Genomic DNA, 20332 nt, shown 5'->3' on the forward strand with positions numbered 1-20332 from the left:
GGCCGACCGGCCGTCCAGCAGCAGCACCCACACCCGACGCCGCGCCCGCGCGGCCAGAAAGGAACACCCCGGTGAACAAGTCGATACACAACAGAGCCTTCACGGGCACGGCCCTCGCCCTGGCGGCCTCCGCGGTCCTGACCGCCTGTGGAGGAGAGGACAGCTCCTCCACCGATACGAAGGCCGAGAACGCCCCGGGCACCAAGGCCGTTGCGGTCAAGGACCCGCTGGTCGCCACGTTCGACGGCGGGCTGTACGTCCTGGACGGCGAGAGCCTGAAGCTGGCCGACACGATCGAACTGCCGGGCTTCAACCGCCTCAACCCCGCCGGCGACGACGACCACGTCATCGTCTCCACCGACTCCGGTTTCCGCGTCCTGAACGCCGCCCGACAGGCCTTCACCGGCGTCGAGTACAAGGGCGCCAAGCCCGGCCACGTCGTACGGCACGCCGGCAAGACGGTCCTGTTCACCGATGGCACCGGCGAGGTCAACGTCTTCGACCCCGAAGACCTCGCGGGCGGCAAGAAGCCGCAAGGCCGCAGCTACACCTCCGCCGAGCCGCACCACGGCGTCGCCATCGAACTGAACAACGGCGAACTCCTCACCACCCTCGGCACCGAGGAGAAGCGCACCGGCGCCCTCGTCCTGGACGAGAACAACAAGGAGATCAAGCGCAACGAGAACTGCCCCGGCGTCCACGGCGAGGCCGCGGCCAAGGGCGAGGCCGTCGGCATCGGCTGCGAGGACGGCATCCTGATCTACAAGGACGGCACGTTCACGAAGGTCGACGCCCCCGACGACTACGGCCGCATCGGCAACCAGAGCGGCAGCGACGCGTCGCCCATCCTCCTGGGCGACTACAAGACCGACCCGGAGGCCGAACTGGAGCGGCCGACCCGCATCTCCCTCATCGACACAGAAACCGCGAAACTGCGGCTGGTCGACCTGGGCACCAGCTACTCCTTCCGTTCGCTCGGCCGCGGACCCCAGGGCGAAGCGCTCCTCCTGGGCACGAACGGCACCCTCCACGTCATCGACCCGGAAACGGGCAACGTGGAGAAGAAGATCCCCGTCGTGGACGAGTGGCAGGAGCCGCTGGACTGGCAGCAGCCCCGGCCCACCCTCTTCGTCCGCGACCACACCGCGTACGTCTCCGAGCCCGGCAAGCGCAAGCTGCACGCCATCGACATCGACACGGGCAAGAAGGTCACCTCCGTGACCCTGCCGAAGAGCACGAACGAACTGTCCGGTGTCGTCGCCGGCCACTGAACCCCGCCCTCACGGCGGCCAGGCCTCGTCCCACTGGTCCAGCAGGGCGTCGGCCGTGGCTCCGTCGGCGTCGGACACCGGGCCGTGGAGCGACTGCTCCGTCCAGATCACCTTGCCGCGCGCCATGTAGCGGGTGCCCCACCGCTGGGAGAACTGGGCGACGAGGAACAGCCCTCGTCCGCCCTCGTCGGTGGTCGCCGCCCGACGCAGGTGCGGCGAGGTGCTGCTGCCGTCGGTGACCTCGCAGATCAGGCTGTCGCGGTCGTGCAGCATCCGCAGCCGGATCGGCTCGGTGCCGTAGCGGATGGCGTTGGTGACCAGCTCGCTGATCACCAACTCGGTGGTGAAGGCCATCTCGTCCAGCCCCCAGACTCCGAGCCGACGGGTGACGTCCGCCCGGATCCCGGCGACGGCCGCGGGATCGCCCGGCACGTGCCATTCGGCGACCCGGGAGGGATCCAGCAGGTGGGTACGGGCGACGAGCAGGGCGATGTCGTCACCCGTGCGAGCCGGAAGCAGGGTGTCGAAGACGTCCCGGCAGGTCTCCTCCGGGGTCCGGTCCGGGCGCGCCAGGGCATCGCGCAGCGCTTCCAGGCCGATGTCGATGCCGCGTTCCCGGTCCTCGATCAGGCCGTCGGTGTACAGGACCAGCCGGGACCCCTCGGGCAGGGTGACTTCGGCGGTTTCGAAGGGCTCCCCGCCGCCCAGTCCGAGCGGCGGGGCGCCCGGCACCCGCAGGTACTCCACAGTGCCGTCGGGGTGCACCAGGGCCGGCTCCGGATGCCCGGAGCGGGCCAGCGAGCACTGCCCGGAGGACGGGTCGTAGACCGCGTAGAGGCAGGTGGCTCCTGTGACGCCCTTGTCGTCCCGATCGGCGCTCTCGTCGCCGTCGATCCGGGCGACCAACTCGTCCAGGTGGCCGAGGAGCTCGTCCGGGGACAGGTCCAGGGCGGAGAAGGTGTGCACCGCCGCGCGCAGCTGGCCCATGGTGGCCGCGGCGTGGAGGCCGTGCCCGACCACGTCGCCGACCACCAGTGCGACCCGGGCGCCGGGCAGGGGGATGACGTCGAACCAGTCGCCGCCGACTCCGTCCAGAGCGGGCAGGTAGCGGTGGGCGACGTCCACGGCTGAGTGGTCGGGCAGGGAGCCGGGCAGCAGACTGCGCTGGAGTGTCTCGGCCAGGGTGTGCTCGCGGGTGTAGCGGCGGGCGTTGTCGATGGCCACCGCGGCCCGGGCGGCCAGTTCCTCGGCGAAGGCCAGATCCTCCTCCTCGAAGGGAGGGTTCTGTGAGCGCCAGAAGCTCGCCATGCCCAGCACGACGCCGCGAGCCTGCAGTGGCACGGTGATCAGGGAGTGGAAGCCGTGGTCCAGCACCTGCTGGGCGCGGTCGGGGCCCTGGGCGGCCGTCCAGTCTCCGGAAGCGGCCAGGTCGGCCTCCAGGACGGCATGACCGCGCACGACACCGACGGCCATGGGGGAGGCGGGGACAAAGCGGATCAGCTCCCCCATGGGGTGAAGGGCCCGGGCACCCGCGACGCCGTGCACCGCCGCGCGGCGCATCTCGGAGCCGGGCATGGTCGGCTCCTCGCTTCCGAGGACCGGCTCCAGCAGGTCGACGGTGGCGGCGTCGGCGAACCGGGGGACCGCCACCTCGGTCAGCTCCTGCGCGGTGCTCCTCACATCCAGCGTGGTGCCGATCCGCACCCCGGCCTCGTACAGCAGCCGCAGCCGCTCCCGGGCCACCTCCGCCCGGCCCGCCAAGGCCCGCAGCTCCGTCGTGTCGCGCAGTGTGACCACGCTGCCCGCCGGGCCACCGTCGGGGTCGACCGGCCGCATGTTGACCGCCAGCAGCCGGTCGCCGGCCAGGTGCACCTCGTCGGTGGCCACCCGGCCCGATCCCAGCAGCCGGGCGGTGCCCGACTCCAGGCCCAGGTCGGTGACACGGCGTTCCTCGGCGTCCGCGGGCAGGTCCAGCAGCCGCCGCGCCTCGTCGTTGGCCAGCAGGAGCCGCCCGTCACCTCCGATGATCAGCACCCCTTCCCGCACCGCGTGCAGCACCGCGTCGTGATGCTCGTACATGCGGGTCATCTCGGACGGGTCCAGGCCGTGGGTCTGCCGCCGCAACCGCCGGGAGACCAGCGCCGTCCCAGCCGCCGAGACCACCAGCGCGCCCCCGGCGAAACCGAGCAGCTGAGGCAGCTGTCCCCGCACCACCTCGTCCACGCTGTCGACCGTGACGCCGGCCGACACAAAGCCGGCGATGGCCTTCCCACCGGTGTCGTGGACGGGGACCGTCGAGTCCACGGACAGGCCGAGACTGCCCTCGAAGGTCTGGGTGAAGGGTCTGTCGGCCGCAGAGCCCTCGCGAAGCGCGAAGATGTGCTTCCCGATCAGTGCCGGGTCCGGATGGGTCCAGCGGAAGCCGTTCGGATCGAACGCGACCACGTAGTCGACCCCGGACTCCTCACGGGCTTCCTCCGCGCGCGGCTGCATCAGCACACGGGGGTTGTCGGACTTCATGGCCTCCAGCGTCCCCGGGGCGTGCGCGAAGGCCTGGGCGACCCCGAAGGCCAGCTGCCGGGCCTCCTGCAGGCTCGCGTTCCGGGCCTGGAACACCAGGGCCACGCCCGCGGCCGCGGCGAACAGGACCATGATCGCCAGCTGCAGCAGGAACACCTGGCCCGCGACGCTGCGTACCCGGGGCAGGGCAGTCGAGCGCGGACCGCTGCCCAGGCGGAACCGAGACACCGAGAGGCGACCAAGACGACTGGCCATATCCCTTTTCCTATCTTTCACGGCTCCGTGTGCCTCGATCTGGGCTGCGTGCCCACGCCTGCCAGCGCCTGGTCACGGCATCCCCGTTCTCGACCCACCACTCGACGTCCAGGTCGAAACCGGACCGCAGGTGCCCGGGAGTGCTCGCCAGGTCCGCGGCGGCGGTCCGGGAGAGGTACGCGTAGGCGGCCGGCACGACAGGGCCCTCGGGGTGGATCTGTGCGAAGTGCGCCTGCACGTCTGGCCGCAGGGCGAAGTCGATGAGCCGATAGGCGGCCTCCGGATTCGCCGCGCCTTTGGGGATGCCGTAGCCGTTGCTCTGCCTGCGGGCACCGTTCCACGCGTACGCGAGCGGGGAACCGTCCTGGATCAGACGCTGGACGCGCCCGTTCCACACGCTGGAGGCCACGACCTCCTTACGCCCCAGCAGCTCACCCGGTACGGCGCCGCTCTCCCAGAACGTCGGCACGGAGCCCTTGATGCCGTCGAGGGCCGCGAAGGCACGGTCCACGTCGAGGGGGTACAACTTGTCGAGCGGCACGCCGTCGGCGAGCAGGGCGAACTCCAGCTCCGGCCAGTCCACGGAGCCCTGCAACGCGCGCCTGCCCGGGAATCGCCCGATGCTCCAGAAGTCCGCCCAGGACTCGGGTCTTTTCCCGCCGAAGGCGTCGGTGCGGTATGCCAGGACGCTGGCCCAATAGTTCTTTCCCACGCCATGAGAGGTCAACAGGGACTTGGCGATGCCGGCATTCCTCGCGTTCTTCAGCCGGTCGTAGTCGAGCTCCTGAGAAATTCCCTCCCGCTTGAAGAGCGCCAAGTGCGTCATGTTGATGTCCATGACATCGAACCGGGGGCGGCCTTCCTTGATCTGGGCGATCATCTGCTCGTGCAGGATGTTCACCACCTTGATCCGGATCCCGGTCTCCCTGGTGAACGGGTCGTAGACGGCCTTGCGGTTCGCCGCTCCGTATGAGCCGCCGATGTCGCGGACGACGAGTGGTCTGCTGTGCTCGGTCCTGGTGGTGCCCTGGCCGGAGCGGGGCCTGCAGGCGAGCGAAGTGGCGGCGACGCCTGCTGCGGCTGCGCCCCTCAGGAATGCTCTGCGATCGGTCTCGAGTTCTCTCACCCTCTTCCTCCTGTGGATCCGGGCGTGGGGGCGGTATGGGAGGGCTGCAGGGCATGTCACGTGCCGGGCTCTGCCGCGCCCGATGCGTCCAGCACGAGCACCGCGACGTGCAGCGACGTGCACTGAAGGCCCGATTCCAGGTCGCAGCCGAGGAGCCGCTCGATGGTGTGGAGGCGCTGGTAGTACGCCTGCCGGGACATACCGGCCCGCTTCGCCGCGACCGACTTGTTCCCGGCCGCCGTCAGGTAGGCGCGCAGTGCCGGGAGCAGGTCGCCGCCGTTGCGGTCGTCGTGCTCGATGAGTCGGGTGAGCTGCCGTTCCGCGTACCGCTGGAGGCGGACGTCCTCCCGCAGCACGCCCAGGAGTTCCGGCAACTGGACGTCGGCGGGGACGTAGAACCAGCGGTCGGGCGAGGCGGGCGTGATGGCCTCGGCCGTCTGCTCGGCCTCCTGCCACGACCGGGCGATCCCGGAGAGGTCGGTCACGCCGGGGCCGACGGCGACGACGGCCTCCGGGCCGAGCTCCTCGCGGCAGAGACGGCCGATCCGCTCGGCGACCGGCTGCCAGGCGCTGGCCTGCGCCAGCGCGAGGAGTACGCCGATCCGGCCGGGGGCCGTCTCGCCGACCAGGGCGCGGATGCCGGTCTGCGCCATCGCCTTCGCGATGCGTTCGTCGAGGTGCTCGCCGGTGCCGGTGTACGTGTGGCGGATGACGACGGCGAAGAGGCGGTGCCCGAGGGTCGGCAGTCCCAGTGCCTCGGCGCGGGCGCGGGCGTCCGCGGGGGAGCGGAAGCGCCGTTCGTACAGGTCCCGCAGCACGGAGCGGTGGGCCCGGCGCTCCCACCAGGCCGGCCCGGCCAGACGCGCCATGCTCAGGGCGACCGCCGCGCGCTCCAGGACCAGGACGTGTTCCGGGTCGGGCTCCGCGTTCAGCCGGTCCTCCAGCAGGACCAGCCGCCCCCACGGCCCCTGGTGGTCCTGCACGGGCGCGATCAGCCACCCCTCCGGGCCGCTCGGCGTGATCTTCTCCGGGGTCGGCGCGGCCCGGGAACGCCGGGACCAGGCCGACACCACCGGCTCGTACGGCCGGCCGAGCAGCTCGCACATCAGGACCCGGTGGGTGAGATCCTCCAGCACCACGGGGGCCCCGGTGAGCTCCGCGGTGGTGTGCACCAGTTCTTCGGGGTCCGCGCCCCGCAGCGTCAGGGCAGTGAAGATGTCCTGGATGTCCCGCCCGCGGCGCAGCAGCGCTCCCTGGGCGTCGAGGATGAGCGCGTGCACCGACTGCGTGACATCGATGAACCGGACGCCGCGGGCCAGCTCCACCAGCGGCACCTCACGGGTACGGCAGGCCGCCACCAGCTCGTCGGGCACCTTCCGGTATCGGTAACCGAGCTCCACGATCAGGCCGGCCGCGCCGACGTCGGCGAGCTGGTCGACGTATCCGCGCAGCTCGGAGGGGTCCTCGGGATACGGCATGCCGGTCGTCAGGACCAGCTCGCCGCCCTCCAGGAAATCGGCGGGGTTGAGCAGTTCGGTGACGTGCACCCAGCGCACCGCACGGTTCAGTTGTGACCCACCGGCCAGCACGCGCGGCATTCCCTCGGCCAGCACGGGGAGGCGTAGAACCTCCGTGATCGTCGGGAAGTGCCCGGTTGCGGGACGTCTGGGCGGCATAGGGAGTGCTTTCGTCCGAAGGGTCGGGGGTCACCTTTGCACCGGCACATCACCGTGGCAAGAGGGGGAAAGGCACTTTCCGTGGCCGGCCCGCTCGCCGTGACAGATCGTCTCGATAAGGCGCCAGGGCGGAACAGAGTGTGGGTTGACCTGCGTGTTCGCCGGGGTCGAGAGTGAACGCCATCCCCAGAGGGACCGAATCGGAAGGGTCCGCACGGTGTCCGCACCGTGTGGGGACACCACTGACACCCAGCCCGCACCCGGCGAAAGGAAGACCTCATGCGCATCCCGAAGCGGGTCGCCGTGATCGGTGCCGGCAGCATGGGCAGCCAGGTCATGTGGCGACTGGCCGCCCGCGGAGCCGAGGTCATCGGCTACGACCGGTACGCCCCGGGGCACGACCGCGGCGCGGCCGGGGGCGAGAGCCGCATCTTCCGCGCAGTGCACCTCGGGGACCCCGGGTACATTCCGCTGCTGCGGCTCGCCGACCGGATGTGGGACCGGCTCCAGCGCGAAACCGGCTCCTCACTGCGACGTCGCAGCGGATGCCTGGTGATGGGCGAGACCGCATCGCCGTCGATGCGTCTCCTCCTCTCCGCCAGCGCCACTCACCGGCTGGATCACGAGGTACTGGACCGGGAGGAACTCGCCCGCCGCTACCCCCAGCACCGTCTCCCGGACGGGCACACCGCCGTCCTCGACCGGATGGGCGCCATCATCCGGCCCGAGGCGTCGGTCCAGGCCGCCGCCGCCCGCGCCGAGCAGCTCGGCGCCCGGCTGCACCGCTACACCCCGGTGCGGGAGATCGCCCCCGCGGCGGGCGGCGGCGTGCACATCGTCACCGACCAGGGCACGGACCACGTCGACACCGCCGTGGTGACCGTGGGCCCCTGGATCAACACCCTGCTCCCGGACCTGCCGCAGACCGTCGACATCCGCCGGCTGATCAGCTCCTGGCACATCCCCACCCGCCACGACTGGTTCGCGGGCGGCGCCCCCGCCTTCGTACGCAGCGCACCCCATGACTGCTACGGGCTCCCGTCACCCGACGGCATCTCCGTCAAGCTGGGCCTCTCCTTCGCCCGCTATCTGCCGGTGCCCGAGCCCGAACGGCTCGACCGCACGGTCCGCCCGGAGGAACTCGCCACCTTCCGCGAGCTCATCGGCGAGCTGATGCCCGATCTGAACCCCGACCCCATCAGGCTGTCGGTCTACATGGAGGGCTACACCGACTCCGGAAACCCGCTCGTCGGCCGCCTCCCCGGCGAGGACGACATCATCGTCATGGCCGGATTCTCCGGCAGCGGCTTCAAGCTCTCGCCCGCCATGGGCGAGATCGCCGCCGACCTGGCGCTCGACGGCACCACTGATCACCCCGTCGACTTCCTCGCTCCGGCAGGAGTCGGAGCCGCCTGATCCCCGGCGATGCCGACGGCATCGTCCCCCATCCCGACATCTCTGTCATGGGCATGCCTGAAAGGGCATGCGCCGACCGTAACCAGTTTCCCCAAGCCGAGACAGGAGCGTCCTCATGCCCATTCCCTCGCTTCAGTTCCGCCCGAAGTACGTTTCGTTCGACTGCTACGGCACGTTGATCGAGTGGCCGATGACCCCCATCACGCGTGAGCTCGTCGGAGACCAGATCCCCGCCGAGCAGTGGGACCAGTTCGTCAAGGAGTTCCGGGGCTACCGCTACGACCAGGTCCGCGGCAAGTTCTACCCCTACGAGCAGGTGCTGCAGGACTCCTTCGAGCGGGTCTGCCGCAAGTGGGGTGTGAAGGCGGCCCCGGACGCGGGCAAGCGGTTCGCCGACGGCGTGCGCAGCTGGGGCCCGCACGCGGACGTGCCGGAGCCGCTGAAGAAGATGGGCGAGAACTACAAGCTGGTCATCCTGTCCAACGCCGAGGACGCCTTCCTGGAGGAGAGCGTGCCCCGGCTCGGGGCGGACTTCCACGCGGTCTTCACCGCGGAGCAGGCCGGCTACTACAAGCCCCGGTACGCCGCGTTCGAGTACATGCTCGACCAGCTCGACGCGTCCCCCGAGGACTTCGTGCACGTCGCCTCGCACACCCGCTACGACCTGATGCCGATGCACGACATGGGCTTCCGCAACCTGGTCCTGCTGGACCGCGGATACGACCCGGTGACCCACGGCTACGACTACGTGACCGTGAAGTCCCTCGACGAGCTCAACACCATGCTCGGCATCTGAACTCCCCACCTCTCCGTACGGGACCCGCACGTCCCCGCAGTACGGATTCCCCGTACCCCAGCGACTCCAGGAGCTTTGCCATGGAAGGCAACCGGATAGGCCGCAGAACCGTACTCCGCACCGCAGGCGCTCTGGCCGCTGCCTCGGCAGTGACCGGATGCGGCTCCCTCATGGGCAACGGCGAAAGCCGCAGCTCGTCGAGCAGCGGCGGAAAGAAGCGGCTCGTCGTCAGCAACAGCGGTGGCGCCTACAACGACGCTCTCACCAAGGCGATCTACGAGCCGTTCGCCAAGGAGACCGGCATCACGGTCACCACGGTCAACTACCAGTCCGCGCAGATCATCGCCCAGGTCAGGCAGGGCCGGCCGCAGGTCGACCTGATGGACAACACCCTGCTGATCTTCCAGAAGATGGCCCGCATGGACTGTCTGGAGGCGGTGGACCACGACCGGCTGAAGAGCGTCAAGGGCGCCGGGATCGCGGAGCACAACCTGCCGGAGCACGCGGTCGGCAAGAACGTCTGGGCGAGCCTGATGGCCTACCGGACGGACAGTCTGAAACGCGCACCGAAGGGCTGGGCCGACTTCTGGAACACCCACTCCTTCGCCGGTCCGCGCTCCCTGCAGAGCGCTGAAGCGGACTACCCGGAGCTGGAGTTCGCGCTGCTGGCCGACGGGGTGCCGCTGGACAAGCTGTACCCGCTCGACCTGGACCGGGCGTTCGCCTCGATGTCGCGGATCCGCGGCGAGGTGAAGAAGTTCTGGAACACCGGCGCCCTTCCGGCGGTGCTGCTGGGACGCAAGGAGGTCGTCATGACCAGCCTGTGGAGCGGCCGCGCGGACGAGTTGATCAAGCAGGGGATGCCGGTCGCCTACCAGTGGAACGGCGCCCGGCGGCTCACCAACGGCTGGGGCATCCCGAAGGGCGCGGACAACACGGACGCGGCCTACAAGCTGATCGACTTCTCCCTGCGTCCCGAGGTGCAGGCGGCGTTCGCCAAGGTCTATCCGCAGGGCCCGGTCGTCCCCGCTGCCACCAAGCTGCTCTCGGACGATGTCCTGGCCACGCTGCCGACCTCGCCGCAGAACCTGAAGACCGGGTTCGACACCGATGTGGCCTGGTGGGACAAGAACCTGGAGGCGGTCACCAAGCGCTGGCGGGAGTGGGCCGATGCCTGAGCAGACCGAACTTCTCGCCTCGGCCCTGGCCCCGGGGTCCAACTCGCTGACCGGCAAGTCGCTGTCGGTGACGGGGCTGCGCAAGTCCTACAGCGGGACGACGGTGGTCGACGGTGTCGACATGGAGATCGCGGCCGGTGAGTTCGTCACCTTCCTCGGCTCCTCCGGTTCCGGGAAGACCACCACGCTGATGATGCTCGCGGGGTTCACCGAGCCCGACTCCGGCAGCATCGCAGTCGACGGCCGGGACATCACCAAACTCAACCCCGGCAAGCGCGACTTCGGGTTCGTCTTCCAGCAGTACCTGCTCTTCCCGCACATGACGGTCGCGGAGAACGTCGCCTTCCCGCTGCAACTGCGGGGAGTGCCGAAGGCGGAGATCCGCCGCCGCGTGGGCGAGACCCTGGAGGCGGCGGGCCTGTCGAAGTTCGCCGGCCGCAAGCCCCGCGAACTCTCCGGCGGCCAGCAGCAACGCGTGGCCCTGTGCCGGGTGCTGGTCTACCGCCCGCCGATCGTGCTGATGGACGAACCGCTGGGCGCGCTGGACAAGAAGCTCCGTGACCAGATGCAGACCGAGATCAAGTCCATTCAGCGTGAACTGGGCCTGACCGTCGTGTACGTGACACACGACCAGGAGGAAGCCCTGGTCCTGTCCGACCGCATCGCCATCATGAAGGACGGCCGGATCGAGCAGTTCGACACGCCTCGCGGCCTGTTCGAACGCCCCCGCACCCCCTTCGTCGCCGACTTCCTCGGCGCCGCCAACTTCCTCACCGGCAAGGTGGAGGAGCCGGCCGCGGACGGATGCACCCGGGTGCGGCTGGACACCGGCGGCGTGCTCACGGCCCGAGAGCACCCCTGTGTTCCCGGGCAGCGGGTCCGGGCCGCGGTCCGGCCGGGCAAGCTCCGCCTGGCCGGCGCCGAGGACAGCTGTTGTAGCGGCACGGTCGAAACAGCGGTCTACGTCGGTTCACTGACCCGTATCACGGTCCGCCTGGACGGAGCCGATCCCGGCACACCGCCGCTGCGCATCGAGACCGCCCTCACCCCGCCGCGCCCAGGGGAGCGGGTCTGTGTGACCGCCGACCGTGCCGACGTCAGTGTCTTCGACGCCACGGACGGGGGGTGAGCCGTGGCCGGCACCGCTCTCGCACCCGGCAAGGTGCGTGTGAAAACATCCGCGAAGCGCGGGCACCGCTCCCGCATCGCACTGGTCAACGCCGTCCCGGTGACGCTGTTCCTCCTCGTCCTGTTCGTCTATCCGATCGTCGGCGTCCTCTCCCTCAGCCTCGAAGGGGACACCGGCGGCTTCACCCTCCACTGGTACACCGACGCCCTCAGCGGCGTGAACCTGTCCGTGCTGATCTCCACGCTGCGGATCTCCGCGGAAACCGCGGTGCTCAGCCTGCTGGTGGGCTTCGGCCTGGCCCACGCCATCGCCCGGATGCGGCCCGTCTTCGCCGCGCTGGCGATGCTGATCGTGGTCGTGCCGCACTTCATCAGTGCCCTGGTGCGTACCTACGGCTGGATCATCATGCTCGGTGAACACGGCCTCATCAACACGCTGCTGACGTCCGTGGACGCCCCCGGCGCGCCGTACTCGCTGCTCTACAACGAGACCGGTGTGGTCATCGGCACCACCTCGGTCATGCTCCCCTACACGGTGCTGATCCTGCAGGGTGTGATGCGCGGCGTCGACCGCAGGCTGCTCGCCGCGGCCGCCGGCTTCGGCGCGGGACGCCTGACCATCTTCCGCAGGGTCTACCTGCCCCTGGTCGCGCCCGGAGTCGGCACGGCCGGCCTGCTCAGCTTCATCCTGTGCCTGGGCTACTACATCACCCCCGCCCTGATGGGCGGCGACAAGCAGACCGTGGTGGCGGCGCTGATCGACCAGCAGGTGATGAAGCAGGACCAGTGGAACTCCGCCGCCGCCTTCGGCGTCATCCTGCTCCTGCTCACCTTCGCCGGCCTGGGCGTGCTCGGCCTGGCCAAGCTCCGCCGCACCAAGGCGCACGCACGAAGGAGCAGCTCATGATGGAACTGCCCGCCACCCGAGCCGGAAATGTCGCCCGTGCCGTCAGCGCCACCGCGATCCTGCTCTTCCTGGCCATGCCCATCGTCATCATCCTGGTCACGTCCTTCGGCGCCGACGGCATCGGCACCTTCCCGCCGAAGGAGTACAGCACCCGCTGGTACGAGCAGATGGCCGCGCCCGGCGGCAACTGGGCCACCTCCATCGCCCTGTCCAGCCTGGTCGCCGCCCTGACCACGGTGTTCTCCCTGATCCTGGGCGTCACCGCCGCCACCGCGCTGGCCCGCGGCCGGCTGCCCCTGCACGCGGCGGTCTACGGACTGGTCCTCGCCCCGCTGCTCATCCCCCAGGTGGTCATCGCGCTCGGGCTGTTCCTGTTCTTCGAACCGGCCGGCATGCTCGGCAGCCCCCTGGCCATCGCCCTCGGGCACACGGTGCTCGCCGCACCGATCGCGATCCTCATCATGATCTCGACCCTGCGCGGCATCGACGAACGGCTGGAGGACGCCGCCGCCAGCATGGGCGCCAGCCGGATGACCATCGCCCGGCGCATCACCTTCCCCCTGGCCACTCCCGGTCTGATCGCGGCAGCGGTGTTCTCGTTCATCACCAGTTTCGACGAGTTCTTCATCGCCCAGTTCATGTCGACACCCGACACCCGCACCCTGCCGGTGCTCGTTTTCAACGCCCTGCAGTTCGACGTCGACCCGACCGTCACCGCGGTCAGCGCGGTTCTCATCGCGCTCGCCGTCGTGGCCCTCGCCCTGGTCGCCCTCGTCCGCAAACTCGGCGGCCACCGGCACGAGCAGCAGGGCGTGCTGCCCGTCGAACCCCTCACCTGAGCCCCGAAAACTTCCCCGCAGGAGACCCGAGATGAAGACGATCCCGTACTGGATAGAAACCGCCGGGGCGTTCCCCGACCGGTCCGGCAAGCCACTGACCGAGGACACCGACCTGGTGGTCGTCGGCGCCGGCCTGACGGGTCTGTCCACCGCCCTGCACGCCGCCCGCAAGGGCGCCCGTGTCACCCTCGTCGAGAAGGGCCAGATCGGTTCCGGGGCCTCGGCGCGCAACGGCGGCATGGCGAACCTGGGCTTCACCATCGGCGTGAGCCAGGCCATCCGCCGGTACGGACTGGAGCGGGCCCGCGAGATCTACAACTCCTACGGCGAGGCCGTGGACACCGTCGAGCGGCTCGTGAACGAGGAGTCCATCGACTGCCAGTTCAGCCGCGTCGGACGCCTGGGCGTGGCCTCCCGCCCCGCGCACTTCGAGAGCAAGAAGGCCCAGCAGCGCGACCTGGCCAAGCACTTCGGCCACGAGACCACACTGGTCAGCAAGTCCGAGCTGCGTTCCGAGATCGGCTCCGACGCCTACCACGGCGGCCTGCTCGACCCGCTCAGCGCCGCACTGCACGTGGGCCGCTTCGTGCGTGGCATGGCCGAGGCGTGCGAGCGCACCGGTGTCGAGATCCACGAGCGCAACGCGGCCATCGGCGTGCGGCGTACCGCCGCCGGCCGTTACGAGGTCAGCACCGAGCGCGGTGTGATCCGCGCCGGGCAGGTCATGATGGCCACCGACGCCTACACCGACAAGAACTTCCCGTGGCTGCGCCGCCAGCAGGTCTGCCTGGGCAGCTTCATCATCGTGACCGAGCCGCTCGGCGAGCAGCTCGCCCGGGACATCATCCCGAAGGCCCGCCTCATCGTCGACTCCAACCAGGTCTGCCACTACTTCCGGCTCACCCCGGACAACCGTCTGCTGTTCGGCGGCCGCGCCCGCTTCGCACCGTCCGACCCCACCTCGGACAAGAAGAGCGGACAGGTGCTGTTCCGGGAGATGTGCGAGATCTTCCCCCAACTCGCCCGGACGAAGGTCGAGTACGTGTGGGGCGGCTCCGTCGGCTTCGCGATGGACCGCATCGTGCACGCCGGGCAGACCGACGACGGCGTGTACTACTCCATGGGATACGCGGGCCACGGCGTGCAGATGGCCACGCACATGGGGCAGGTCATGGCCGAGGTGATGGACGGCCACCCCGAGGTCAGCCCGGTTCGCGACCTGGCCCCGCCCCGCATCCCCCTCTACAACGGCACCGCCTGGTTCCTGCCCTTCGCGGGCGCCTACTACAAGACGCTGGACCGCATCCGCTGACCGTGCGGCAGCGCACCTCTACGCATACAAGGAGACCTCGAGATGACTGTCGTCCACGATGTTCCCAAGCAGCTTTTCATCGGCGGCGGTTGGCAGGACGCGGAGTCCGGCCGGACCCTGTCCGTCGACAACCCGGCCACCGGTGAGGAGCTGTGCCGGGTCGCCGACGCTTCCCCGGCCGACGGCCGACGTGCCGTCGAGGCGGCGGTCGCCGCGCAGGCGGCCTGGGCCGCCACCCCGCCCCGCGTCCGCAGCGAGATCCTGCGCCGCGCCTACGACATCATCATCGCGCGTACCGAGGACCTCGCGCTGCTGATGACGCTGGAGATGGGCAAGCCCCTGGCAGAGGCGCGTGCCGAGGTCGCCTACGGCGCCGAGTTCTTCCGCTGGTTCTCCGAGGAAGCCGTCCGTATCGACGGCGGCATGATGACCGCCCCGGACGGCAAGAACCGCCTCCTGGTCACCCGCCAACCGGTCGGCCCCTGCCTGCTCATCACCCCGTGGAACTTCCCCCTGGCCATGGGCACCCGCAAGATCGGCCCCGCCCTCGCCGCCGGCTGCACCATGGTCCTCAAACCCGCCCCGCAGACCCCCCTGACCAGCCTCGCCCTCGCCGCGATCCTGAAGGAAGCCGGTCTGCCCGACGGCGTCCTCAACATCGTCGTCACCACCGACGCCGCCGGTGTCGTCGAGCCACTGCTGCGCGGCGGGCAGATCCGCAAGCTCTCCTTCACCGGCTCCACCCAGGTCGGCCGGATCCTGCTGGCCCAGTGCGCCGACACCGTCATCCGCACCTCCATGGAACTGGGCGGCAACGCCCCCCTCATCGTCTTCGACGACGCCGACCTCGACGTCGCCGTCGAAGGCACGATGGTCGCCAAGATGCGCAACATGGGCGAGTCCTGCTGCGCCGCCAACCGCATCTACGTCCACACCTCCGTCGCCGAGGAGTTCGCCACCCGCCTCGCCGCCCGTATGGCCGCCCTGAAGGTCGGCGACGGCACCGAACCCGGCACCGACGTCGGTCCCCTCATCGACATCGCCGGCCGCGCCAAGGCCCACGACGTCGTCCGTGACGCGGTCAAGCGCGGAGCCACGATCCTCACCGGCGGTGAACTCCCCGAAGGGCCCGGCTGCTTCTACCCGCCCACCGTGCTCACGGGCGTCTCCGCCGACGCCGCCGTCAACGACACCGAGGTTTTCGGCCCCGTCGCAGCCCTCCTGACCTTCGAGACCGAGGACGAGGCCATCACCGCCGCCAACGCCACCGAATTCGGCCTGGCCGCCTACCTGTTCACCCAGAACCTGGACCGCGCCCTGCGCGTCAGCGAACGCCTCGAAAGCGGCATGATCGGCCTCAACACCGGACTCGTCTCCAACCCCGCCGCCCCCTTCGGCGGCGTCAAGCAGTCCGGCCTCGGCCGCGAAGGCGGACGCGTCGGCATCGAGGAGTTCCTGGAGTACAAGTACATCGCAGTCCCCGTCGGAGCCTGACATGCCCGACCGACTCGTCGTCCTCTACCGGGGCAACCGGCCACCCGCCGCCGCGCTCATCGAACGCCTCGCGGACACCGTCTACGCCACCGAGGAGGAACTGCCCTACCTCCTCCCCGGTGCCGACGCCCTCCTGGCCTGGGTCACCATCACCCCGGCCATCCGCGACGCCTGGCCCGACAACCCGGAGAAGGCACCCCGCTGGGTGCACGCGGCCTCCGCGGGCGTGGACTCCTTCCTGTTCCCCGCCCTGGTGGACGATCCGGGTGTCGTTCTCACCAACGCCCGCGGCGTCTACGACCAGCCGACCGCCGAGTACGTCCTCGGCCTGATCCTCGCCCTCGCCAAGGACTTCCCCGGCACCTGGGAGCACCAGCGGCGTCGCGAGTGGCGCCCGCGGCCCAGTGACGGCATCACCGGACGCACGGTGCTGGTCTGGGGCACGGGGCCCATCGGCCGGGCCATCGCCCGGCTGCTGCGTGCCGTCGGGATGCGGGTCTGCGGCGCGGGCCGCAAGGCCCGCACGGACGATCCCGACTTCGGCACGGTCCACGGTCCGACGACCCTGCGCTCCGCCCTGACGGAAGCGGACTACGTCGTCCTGGCCGCACCCCTCACCCAGGACACCCGGGGCATGGTCGACGCCCCCGTGCTCGCCGCCATGAAGCCGGGGGCCCGGCTGATCAACGTCGGCCGGGGCGGACTCGTCGATGAGGAGGCGCTCATCGACCACCTCGCCGCCGGACGGCTCGCCGGCGCCGCCCTGGACGTCTTCGCCCAGGAACCGCTGCCTGCCGAATCGCCCCTGTGGGACATACCCGGCGTGATGATCTCCCCGCACACGGCGGGTGAGACCACCAGCGAGCGGGAGGCACTCGTCGAGGTGTTCCTCGACAACCTCGTCCGGCACGTCGAGGGCCGCCCCCTGCGCAACGTCGTCGATAAGCGACGCGGATACGTGATCGACGAGACGCACCCCGCCTGAAGGGCGAGGAGCAGACGCCCCGGCCCGTGGACTCCATGGGCCGGGGCGCCTGCTACTCGCCTTTCCCTCGTCCCAGTACGCTGCCCGTCACCGCCAGCACGGAGAGCGCCACCAGTGCGGCGGCCGGGCCGAGCACCGTCCAGGGGGCGAGTTCCGCGTACGGCTGGTTCTCCGACAGGAGCCGGCCCCACTCGGGAGTGGGCGGCTGTTCGCCGAGGCCGAGGAAGCCGAGCGAGGCCAGGACCAGGACGGTGGTCGGCAGCCGCAGCAGGGCGTTGCGGAGGAGGGCCGGCAGGACCGCGGGGAGCAGGTGGCGGCGCAGCAGGTGCAGCCGTCCCGCGCCGAGCGCGACGGACGCGGCGATGTGACCGCTCGCGCGTTCCTGTTCGAGCAGCGCGGCGGTCTGGGCGGCGTACGGACTCCAGCCGACCACGCAGACCGCGCACGCCGCGCCCCACACCGACGGCCCGGTCACACCCGCGATCAGCAGGCCGGTGAGGACAGCGGGCAGAGTCGACACGACCTCCGTCGGACCGGCGCTCGCCCGCGGCGCCATGCCCAACAGGAGCCCGGTGACCGCGCTGACCGCCGTCACGGCGAAGGCGACACCGGCCGTACGCAGCGCCCCGTGGCCCAGCCGGGCCAGCAGATCCCGGCCCAGCGCGTCCGTGCCGAGAGGATGTTCGAGGGACGGGGACACCAGCCGCGCCGCCGTGTCGACCTGCAAGGGGTCGCGCAGGAGGCCCGCCGTGACGAGGGCGAGCAGGGCCACGGAACAGGCGGCGGTGATCCAGCGCAGGGAGCGCGGCGGGGCGAGCCGGGGCCGGTGCAGGGCCGGCAGGGCGCCGTCGCGCAGGGTGCGGCCGAGGAGCGCGTGGCGCAGGGCCCGGATCAGGAGGCCGGCGCTCACGCCGAGCAGGACCAGCGCCAGGGTCGCGGTCTGGAGCACCGGGAGGTCCTGCGCGACGGCGGCCTCCAGGGCGAGCCGGCCGAGCCCCGGGATGTTGAAGATCTTCTCCACCGCGACCGCACCGCCGACCAGAGCCACGACGGTTGGCAGCAGCTGCGGCAGCATGCCGGGCAGGGTGCGGCGCAGCGCGTTGCGGGCGATGTGGCCGGGCGGGAGCCCGACGGCGTACGCCGTGCGCGCCCACGGTTCGTGGAAGGCGGCGGGCAGCGCCTGGTCGAGCAGCCCGCCGAGCATGGCGCCCGACGGGATGCCGAGGGCGAGCGAGGGCAGCACCATCGACTGCGGCCCCTCCCAGCCGCTGGACGGGAACCACCCCCACCAGACCCCGCACACGGTGGCCAGCACCGAGGCGAGCAGGAACTTCGGCAGCGCGGCCAGCACGGCGGCGCTGGCGCCCGTCCGGTCCTGCCGCAGCCGGCGCCGGGAGCCGAGGAAGACGGTGCGGGCACACACCAGCGCGGCCACCAGGGCGGTCACCACGAGCGCGCCCAGCATCAGCGTCAGCGAGACCGACAGGGCCGTCCCCACCTGCGGCATGACCGGCTCGCCGGAGACCCACGAGACGCCCGCGTCCCCGCGCGGCAGACTGCCCAGCCAGTGCGCGAGATGTGCGAGCGGCCCCTCGTCCAGCCCCAACTGCTCCCGCACGGCGGCCAGTTCCGCGGCGGTCGGGTTCTGGTCGGCGGAGCGGGCCCGCAGCACCGTGCGGGCCGGGTCCGCGCCGGTCAGCCACGGCAGCAGCGCCACCGCACCGAGCAGCGCGGCACCGGCGAGCAGACGGCCGACCGCCGCCGGCCAGAGGGACAGGCGGGCGGCGGGGGCGTGGGCGACGCTCATGCGTTACCCGACGCGCGTGTCGACGTCGATGAGAGAACGCTCGCGCGGGTCGAGGATCACGCCCTTGACGTCGGTGGCGATGCCCTGCACCGCCTGCTCGTGGACGAGCGGCACGACGGCGTCGGTGCGCAGGATCTCCGCCTCCGCCCGCATGATCTTCTCCCGGCGGCGCTCGGTGTCGCGCTCCGCGGCGGCGGCCCGGATGGCCTTGTCCACCGCGGCGTCCTTCAGCCCGGCGATGTTGTAGACGCCCTCGCTGGTGAAGTCGCTGGCGAGGTAGTCGACCGCGTCACCGGTGTCGAGGAGCGTCACCCGGGAGAAGACGAGGGCGTCGTACTTCCCGGCGAGGAGGTCGCCCTCCATCTGCGTGTATTCGCGCACGTCCTGCTTCACGGTGAACCCGGCCTTCTCCAGCTGCTGCTGGAGCACGGTCGCGGCCTCGGGAAGCTCGGCCCGGTTGGTGTAGGTGGCCAGCCGCAGCGTCCTGCCCTTGGTCCCGGCCTTCACCTGGGCGACGGTGTCGGCCTTGGCGCGGCCGGTCACGTCCACCCGCTTGTCGGCGGCCCACGGCACGGCGGGCCCGAACAGGCCCTGCGCGGGGTCGGCGTACCCGCCGAAGACGGAGTCGACCAGGGCCGAACCGTCGACGGCCTCCCGGGCGGCCGCGCGCAGACCGGCGTCGGTGAACAGGCCGCTGCCGGTGTTGAGGATCAGGCTGTCCGTGCGGACGGAGGGCACCTCGTGCCGTGTGTCCTTGTCGAGCAGCTTCGCCTGGGCGGTGGGGATCCACTCGGCGATGTTCACCTCGCCGCCGCGCAGCGCGTTGGCGCGGGCCGTGCCGTCCGCGATCCAGCTCACGTCGACGCCGGGCGCCTTCGCCTTGCCGCCCCAGTAGCCGTCGAAGCGGTCGAGCTTCGCCTTGGTCTTGCCGCTGAGCCGGGTGATCTCGAACGGGCCGGTCCCGGTGCCGACCGGGCTGACGGCGCCGTCCTTGCCGTACGCCTTCGCCGACAGGATCGCCAGGGCGGGACTGGCCAGCCGCAGCGGCAGCACGGGGTCGGGCGACTTGGTGGTGAGGGTGACGGTGTCGGCGTCCTCGGCCTTGGCGGTGAGGGCCACGTCGCTCAGCACGCGGGGCTTGGGCTTGGCCTGCCCGGCGTGGTCGAGGGCGTTGACCACGGACTGGGCGGTGAGGCGGGTGCCGTCCTGGAACTCGGCCTTGCGCAGCTCGAAGGTCCAGGTGGTGTCGTCGTCCTGCTTCCAGGACTTCGCCAGCGCGGGCTTGGCGGCGCCGTTGCGGTCGAGGGCGGTGAGGCCCTCGGCGACGGACAGCTTGCTCAGCACGGTGGCGTCGTTGCTGTACGGGGAGAGCGCCTGCGCCGGCGGCACGGCCAGCGCGACCCGCAGCCGCCCGCCCGATCCCGCTCCGGTCCCCGTGCCGTCGCCGCTGTCGCCCGGTGCGAAGCAGCCGGCGAGGAGAGGGGTGAGAGTGAGCGCCGCTATGAGACCGCGGGAGGTGGTGCGCATGTCAGTCCTGTCGTGCGGAGGCCGGGCATGCCGCAACGGCCCGGTGAGGGGCTTGATCGGCGGCGTCAGCATATAAGGAGAGCCTTACCAAAGCT

The 20332-nt window shown here is 70.9% G+C and carries 15 protein-coding genes; 10 read left to right on the forward strand and 5 right to left on the reverse strand.

Annotated features, from left to right (window positions below; genetic code table 11):
- Positions 1 to 71 precede the first annotated feature (71 nt).
- Complete coding sequence (gene aztD, locus HDA41_RS38390) at positions 72 to 1271, forward strand: zinc metallochaperone AztD (protein ID WP_184992357.1); 1200 nt, start codon at positions 72 to 74, stop codon at positions 1269 to 1271.
- Between the two features lie 9 nt (positions 1272 to 1280).
- Here aztD and HDA41_RS38395 read toward each other — a convergent pair whose 3' ends face one another.
- The 3 genes from HDA41_RS38395 to HDA41_RS38405 are packed head-to-tail and all read right to left on the reverse strand — an operon-like array spanning position 1281 to position 6848.
- Entirely contained in the window at positions 1281 to 4046 is a 2766-nt protein-coding gene (locus tag HDA41_RS38395) for a SpoIIE family protein phosphatase (RefSeq protein ID WP_184992359.1), read from the reverse strand.
- A 10-nt stretch (positions 4047 to 4056) separates the two neighbouring features.
- Positions 4057 to 5172, reverse strand: coding sequence for an ABC transporter substrate-binding protein (locus HDA41_RS38400; RefSeq protein WP_184992361.1), 1116 nt, complete (start codon positions 5170 to 5172; stop codon positions 4057 to 4059).
- Positions 5173 to 5228: 56 nt separating this feature from the next.
- Positions 5229 to 6848 carry a PucR family transcriptional regulator gene (locus HDA41_RS38405; protein WP_184992363.1) on the reverse strand — a complete coding sequence of 540 codons (1620 nt, stop codon included), beginning with the start codon at positions 6846 to 6848 and terminating at the stop codon, positions 5229 to 5231.
- A gap of 279 nt (positions 6849 to 7127) precedes the next feature.
- Between HDA41_RS38405 and solA the strand changes: the two genes are divergently transcribed.
- The 9 genes from solA to HDA41_RS38450 all read left to right on the forward strand — a co-directional run bounded on the left by solA (position 7128) and on the right by HDA41_RS38450 (position 16903).
- Complete coding sequence (solA, locus tag HDA41_RS38410) at positions 7128 to 8264, forward strand: N-methyl-L-tryptophan oxidase (protein ID WP_184992365.1); 1137 nt, start codon at positions 7128 to 7130, stop codon at positions 8262 to 8264.
- Positions 8265 to 8379: 115 nt separating this feature from the next.
- Positions 8380 to 9060, forward strand: coding sequence for a haloacid dehalogenase type II (locus HDA41_RS38415; RefSeq protein ID WP_184992367.1), 681 nt, complete (start codon positions 8380 to 8382; stop codon positions 9058 to 9060).
- 80 nt (positions 9061 to 9140) lie between these two features.
- Positions 9141 to 10238, forward strand: a complete 1098-nt coding sequence (locus tag HDA41_RS38420) for an ABC transporter substrate-binding protein (RefSeq protein WP_184992369.1) — start codon at positions 9141 to 9143, stop codon at positions 10236 to 10238.
- Entirely contained in the window at positions 10231 to 11367 is a 1137-nt protein-coding gene (locus tag HDA41_RS38425) for an ABC transporter ATP-binding protein (RefSeq protein WP_184992371.1), read from the forward strand. The genes HDA41_RS38420 and HDA41_RS38425 overlap by 8 nt, the downstream gene beginning before the upstream one ends.
- 39 nt (positions 11368 to 11406) lie before the next feature.
- Positions 11407 to 12273 carry an ABC transporter permease gene (locus HDA41_RS38430; RefSeq protein WP_230299804.1) on the forward strand — a complete coding sequence of 289 codons (867 nt, stop codon included), beginning with the start codon at positions 11407 to 11409 and terminating at the stop codon, positions 12271 to 12273.
- Positions 12270 to 13112 carry an ABC transporter permease gene (locus HDA41_RS38435; protein ID WP_230299803.1) on the forward strand — a complete coding sequence of 281 codons (843 nt, stop codon included), beginning with the start codon at positions 12270 to 12272 and terminating at the stop codon, positions 13110 to 13112. The genes HDA41_RS38430 and HDA41_RS38435 overlap by 4 nt, the downstream gene beginning before the upstream one ends.
- Before the next feature lie 31 nt (positions 13113 to 13143).
- Positions 13144 to 14424: an NAD(P)/FAD-dependent oxidoreductase gene (locus tag HDA41_RS38440; RefSeq protein ID WP_184992375.1), complete on the forward strand. Its 1281-nt coding sequence runs from the start codon at positions 13144 to 13146 to the stop codon at positions 14422 to 14424.
- A 42-nt stretch (positions 14425 to 14466) separates the two neighbouring features.
- The gene (locus HDA41_RS38445; protein ID WP_184992377.1) at positions 14467 to 15918 is read left to right on the forward strand and encodes an NAD-dependent succinate-semialdehyde dehydrogenase; all 1452 of its coding nucleotides are present in this window, start codon (positions 14467 to 14469) and stop codon (positions 15916 to 15918) included.
- A 1-nt stretch (position 15919) separates the two neighbouring features.
- Entirely contained in the window at positions 15920 to 16903 is a 984-nt protein-coding gene (locus HDA41_RS38450) for a D-2-hydroxyacid dehydrogenase (protein ID WP_184992380.1), read from the forward strand.
- 52 nt (positions 16904 to 16955) lie between these two features.
- Here HDA41_RS38450 and HDA41_RS38455 read toward each other — a convergent pair whose 3' ends face one another.
- Entirely contained in the window at positions 16956 to 18710 is a 1755-nt protein-coding gene (locus tag HDA41_RS38455) for an ABC transporter permease subunit (RefSeq protein WP_184992382.1), read from the reverse strand.
- Between the two features lie 3 nt (positions 18711 to 18713).
- On the reverse strand, positions 18714 to 20237 hold the full coding sequence (locus tag HDA41_RS38460) for an ABC transporter substrate-binding protein (protein WP_184992384.1): 1524 nt from the start codon (positions 20235 to 20237) through the stop codon (positions 18714 to 18716).
- Between the last annotated feature and the right edge of the window lie 95 nt (positions 20238 to 20332).

It is taken from the genome of Streptomyces caelestis (assembly GCF_014205255.1).
GTDB lineage: Bacteria > Actinomycetota > Actinomycetes > Streptomycetales > Streptomycetaceae > Streptomyces > Streptomyces caelestis.